1 pseudogene is annotated in these 5,655 nt (G+C 68.3%); it reads right to left on the bottom strand.

Features of this window, described 5'->3' with window-relative positions:
• Nucleotides 1-5,655, bottom strand: a pseudogene (locus tag AC1D01_RS18275) (hypothetical protein); the annotation flags it as partial.

Below are 5,655 nucleotides of genomic sequence, written 5' to 3'. Positions count from 1 at the left end.
ACGCGTAGCGCAGCACGTCGGTCGAGCTGTAGGTGATGCCGGTCGCCTTGATCAGCGAGCCGATGTAGAGGTTCTCGACCTGGTCGGGCAGCGTGACGCTGAAGAGGTTGCTTTGCAGCGTGTCGGTGCCCTGCCCGGCGAGTTCGACGACGTTGGGCGTGACCGCCGTGAAGAAGCTCGCATTGACCGATCCGTAACGCGTGCGATCGAGAACGCGGTACCAGTCGTTGCCGGCGCCGCCGTACAAGGTGTCGGCGCCGCCCATGCCGTCCAGCGTGTTGTCGGCCGCGTTGCCGCGCAGCACGTTGGCCGCCGCATTGCCGTCGCCGGAGACCGCCAGCCAGCCGGTGAGCTCCAGGTTCTCGACGTTGTCGGGCAAGGCGTACGACACCGCGCTGCGCGCCGTGTCGGTGCCGCCGCCGGGCTGCTCGACGATCACGTCGGCGGGGTTGTCGATCGTGAAGACATCGTCGCCGCTGCCGCCCGTTTGCGTGTCGGCCGGGCCGGTGATGCTGGCGCCTGCGCGCGCGGCGATGTCGGCATAGGCCCAACTGCTGCCGTCGCTGAAACGGATGCTGGCCACGCCCTGGCCGCCGGGCTGGAAGAACTGGTCGACCCACAACCGCGTGCCCGACGGGCCGTGCAGCAGCACCAGCGAGTCGTTGGCAGAAAAGGWTCCACCGCCGTCCTGGCCAGTGCGCACGAGAGTGATGTCGGCGGCCGAGAACCCGACGCCGACCTGGATCACGTTGGCGTTGCTTCCATCGACATCACTGACACGGTCGCCGTCCGTGCCGGGGCCGAACAGGTAGGTGTCGTTGCCGGCGCCGCCCTTCAGCACGTCGTAGCCGGCGCCGCCGTCCAGCGTGTCGTTGCCACCGTTGCCGAGCAGCGTGTCGTTGCCTGCACCGCCGGAGATCAGGTCGTCGAGGGTGTCGAAGCCGTCGAGCACATCGGCGCCTGCCGTGCCGGTGACGGCGCGGGCGAGGAGGTCGGCGGCCGACCACATGACGCCCGGCGCGGCCTCGAAGCTGACCTGCTGCACCGGGGGCGCGGCGAGGTTGAGTGTCTGGTTGAGCAACTGCACGGTGAAGCTCACCGCACCGGATGCGTCCAGCACCTGCAACAGCAGGTCGTTGCCGGAGCGACGCACGAGGGTGTTGGCGGGATCGATGCCGGCGAGAACCACGTTGTCGCCGCCATCGGTGCCCGCATCGACCACGAGCAGGTCGCCCGCCGCCGAAGCGGCGTTCCGCACGATGCGGTAGGTGTCGAGCCCGCCGCCGCCGGTCAGGCGCGCAGCCTGGTTGCCTGCGTTGCGGGCGCCATCGTCTTCCAGCCGGTCGTTGCCGGCACCGCCATCGAGAAAATCGCCACCGGCGCCGCCGATCAGCGTGTCGTCGCCGGCGTTGCCATAGAGGGTGTCATCGCCGAGGCCGCCTTGCACGCTGTCGTTGCCGGCGCCGGACTCGACGACGTCATTGCCGTCCAGCGCGTCGATCGCATCGGCGCCCGGGCCGGTGTAGATCGTGTCGTTGCCGGCCGTGGCCTGCCCGTTGCCGCCGTCGATCGGCAGCGTCTCGGTCGTGAAGGCGGAGCCGTCCGCGAAACGGTACTCGCTCATCGGGTTGGTCGAGAAGGCGCCGGTCACCGTCAGCTGGTCAGCGGTGCCGCGGATGCGGATGATCAGGTCGTTGCCATGCTGGATCCAGAGCAGGTCCGAGGGCAGCACATCGGCCGCGAACTGAATCGCCTCGATCTCGGACAGGTCGCGTCCAGCGGCATTGATGCGGTCCGCACCGTCGCCGCGCCCGAAGACGTAGGTGTCGTTGCCGGCGCCGCCGGTCAGCAGGTTGGCCGCTGCGTTGCCGTGCAACACCTCGTCGAGGAAACTGCCGTCGACGCTGCTGTCGGTGGCCGATGCGTCGAAGCGCACACCGCGGGCGGCGACCTGCTGGAAGCTCAGCGAACTGCCGTCAGCGAAGCGCACCGAGTCGAACGAGGCCGAGACGCTGGACCAGCTGCTGCCGCTGAAATCGAGGACCGCACAGTCTTCGCCATCGCCGTAGGCCAGGACGAGCCGCTTCGTGCCGTCGAGCATGCGCCATTCGAGCCGCACGCTGTCGGGTGCGACGTTGTCGCCGAACTCGATCACATTGGCGTCGCGCCACACGCCCGCATCGGCCAGCGACCCGCCGCCGTGCAGCTGGTCGACGCCGTCGCCCTGGCTCAGCGCGATGGTGATGCCGCCGCCGTTCCAGCTGTAGGTGTCGTTGCCGCCGGCGCCCTCCAGGCGCGCATGGCCATCGCTGCTGCTCAGCGTGTCGGCCGCCTTGCCGCCGGCCAGCGAGCGCGAGTTGCTGTCGGTGCCGAGGTTGACGCTGTCGACGAGGGTCGAGCGCAGGAACGCCGCGAGCGTCATGTCGGTGCCGTCGGGCATCTCGACGGACCCCACCGTGTTGCCGCGCATGCCGTTGTCGATCAGCACCTTGGCGCCACCCTGGAACACGATCACCAGGTCGTTCGCGTTGGCCCCCTTGCCGGTGGCCGCCACCGTGCCGTCGGCGATCACGAGCTTGTTGACGCCTTGCGTGTCGGCGATCGTCTCGGCGACCGTGCCGTCGGCGTTCAGGTCGCCGGCACGCAGGATGTAGGTGTCGTTGCCGGCACCGCCGGCCATCACGTCCAGGCCCGCGCCGCCGTCCAGCGTGTCGTTGCCGGCGCCGCCGAACAGCAGGTCGTCGCCTTCGCCGCCACGCAGCTGGTCGTCGCCGTTGCCGCCGACCAGCGTGTCGGCCCCGGTCCCGCCGTCGAGGATGTCGTTGCCCGTCAGCGTGGAGACCGCGTTGGTGGCCTCCTCGTCTTCGCCGGCCAGCCAGTCGTTGCCGTCGCCGCCGCTGAGCACGTCGTTGCCGCCGCCACCCGCCAGCGTGTCGTCGCCGGCACCACCATCGAGTTGGTCGTTGCCATGCAGGGTGYCGGGCACCTTGTCGATGGTGTCGTCGCCCATCAGCTGGTCGTTGCCGGTGCCGCCGACCAGCACGTCGTCGCGGCCGCCGCCGTAGAGGCGGTCGTTGCCTGCGCCGCCATCGAGCCGGTCGTTGCCGTGGCCTTCGGCCGGCACGTAGCCGATCTCGCCATCGCCGAACAGCACGTCGGTGCCGATGCCGCCGCGCAGCTCGTCGTCGAGCGCGCCGCCGATCAGCTTGTCGTTGCCGGCGCCACCGTCGAKGATGTCGTTGCCGGACCATTGCGCGGACAGGCCGTATTCGTCGCCGTTGAGTTCGTYGTCGTCATCGCCGCCGTCCAGCACATCGGAGCCGCCACCGCCGATCAGCATGTCGTTGCCGGCGCCGCCGTTGAGAATGTCGTTGCCGTGCTCGCTGCCGTCCAACCCCGTGGACCCCTTGGACAGCCCGGTGATGCCGTCGAGCAGCGCGGTGCTGAGCCGGGCGAGGTAGTCGCCATACAGCAGATCATTGCCGGCGTCGCCGTTGAGGATGTCGTTGCCCTGGTAACCGGCCACCACGTCGTTGTCTGCGCCCGCGAAGACGAGGTCGTCGCCGCCACCGGCGTTGACCACGTCATCGCCCGCGCCGGTGTCGATCACGTCGCGCCCGGCGTACGCCGCCGTGCTGAAGCTGTCCAGCAGGCGCGTCTGCGGGTTGGGGTCGTTCGGGTCGTAGGCGTAGCCGCCGTTGCCGGTGTTGCGGCTGCTGCCCTGGATCACCAGGTCGAAGGTGCCGGGCTCGTAGCCCAATTGAGCAGCGACGGACGCATACAGCGGATTGCTCTCGGGCAGCACGCTCGTGCCCAGCGTGTCCTGCGCGAACGCCCGCAGGTCGATGTTGGCCAGTGGGTCGATGTAGCCGTACGGCAGCGACAGCCGATTCCCCGACCCGGCCGGGTTGCCCGTCCAGCCCTTGCTCGTGATGTACACCGCGTACTCGCCGGCGCTGACCGGCCCGAGGTCGCGCCAACTGGCGCTCTGGCCGCCCAGGCCGTTGCGGTTGCTGCCCTCCATCACCGTCTCAGCCTGGCCGAGTTCGGCGAAGGACTTGAAGCCCGTGCCCATGTCGCCATCGCTGAGCACGATGTCGCGGCCCGCGCCGGTGATGATGCGGTCGTCGCCCTGGCCGCCGAAGACCAGGTCGTCGGCGCTGCTGCCGACGATGAAGTCGTTGCCCTGGCCACCGTCGAGCAGCGGGGCTTCCTGCGCGGTGAGCAGCGGCGTGCCCGCCAGGGCTTGCGCCTCGGTCTGCTCGGCCACCGCGAACAGGCGGTCGTCGCCGGCGCGGCCGACGATCTGCGCGGCGTTGAAGGAGGTGGGGCTGGTGGCGCTGCTGCCGAGCGATGCGCCGCCGGTCATCACATCGCCGCCCTTGCTGCCTTCGACGCGGTAGAAGCCGGCTGCGATGTTGGTGAAGGTGCTGGCCGCCTGGCCTGCATGGCTCCAGTCCTTGTACTGCTGGAAGCCGTCCACCGAGGCGAAGTCGGCGCTGGTAGGCGGGGCCGGCGGCACCACGGGCGGGGTTGCCACCGGGGCGGTGATGCCCAGGTCGCCGGATTGGAAGTCCTTGATGATCACCGTGCTACCCGAACCAGCCAAGGTCAACTCGGCGCGGTTGGCGTCGAACATGTAGATCACCGGCGCTGAGGCCACCGACTCATCGACCCACACGGTCACGCCGTTGGCGTTCGTCTTGAGGGTTCCGCTGCCCGTCAACGTTCGACCAGCAAACTTAAGCACGTCGGTCGCATCGCTTGACGTGATGGAATCGACCCCCTCGTTTGCGGCGACGATGTACGTGTCGGCCCCGGCTCCTCCGTGCAGAACATCGTTGCCCTGTCCTCCGGTCAAGATGTCGTCGCCCATGCCGCCGTAGAGCGTATCGTTTTCGGCGCCACCATCGAGCTTGTCGTTACCCGCGCCGCCTTCCAGGTAGTCGGCACCGGCTTTGCCGGACACGGTGTCGTTGCCGGCCATGCCGTACAGACGGTCGGAATCGCCCGCCCCGTTGATGACGTCATCGCCCGAGCTGCCAAAGACAATCTGGTGATCGCTGAGCGAAATGCCGGTGCCGTCGATGGCCAACGTTAGCGGTGCACCGCCTGCGAGGCGCTTGGTGAGATCGACGTAGTCCCAGTTGCCCTGCACGGTGCTGGTGTCCCAGTCTTCGTTGTAGGGCTTGTGAGTCAAGCGGCCGTTGGTGATGTCGTCTTCGTCCAGCGAGCCCCGCTTGTCCCACTGGATCTTCCAGGACAGCATGGCTGCCCGGTCGGCCAGGTAGGTCTGAGTCATGGAGCCAGTGCCAGTGGCCTCGTCGTACAGATCAAGCGAGCCATCGGTGTTGTGCGCCGCATAGCTCACGTCGGTGATGACAAACGGGTTGAGTTCTCTGAGGGCATACCGCCACGAAATGTCTTCGCGGGCCTTGGCGATGATTTCTTCCAGGGTCAGCTTGGCATCGATCGTGTACTTGCCTCCGTTGAGATCGGAGGGGAGTAGCGAACCACTGGTCGTGGTGGCGCCGCCCAGCAAGTTGCCGAGTTTGTCGACGATGTCACGCTTGCCGTTGTCGTCGCTGTCGTCAAACAGGTGATACAGCTCGGTCGCGCCATCGCCTCCATATATGCCACCGAAGAGCGCCGCTC

It is taken from the genome of Rhizobacter sp. P3_B12, from assembly GCF_056402895.1.
Note: the sequence above shows the minus strand (reverse complement) of the source record. Positions and strands in the feature narration are given on the sequence as shown.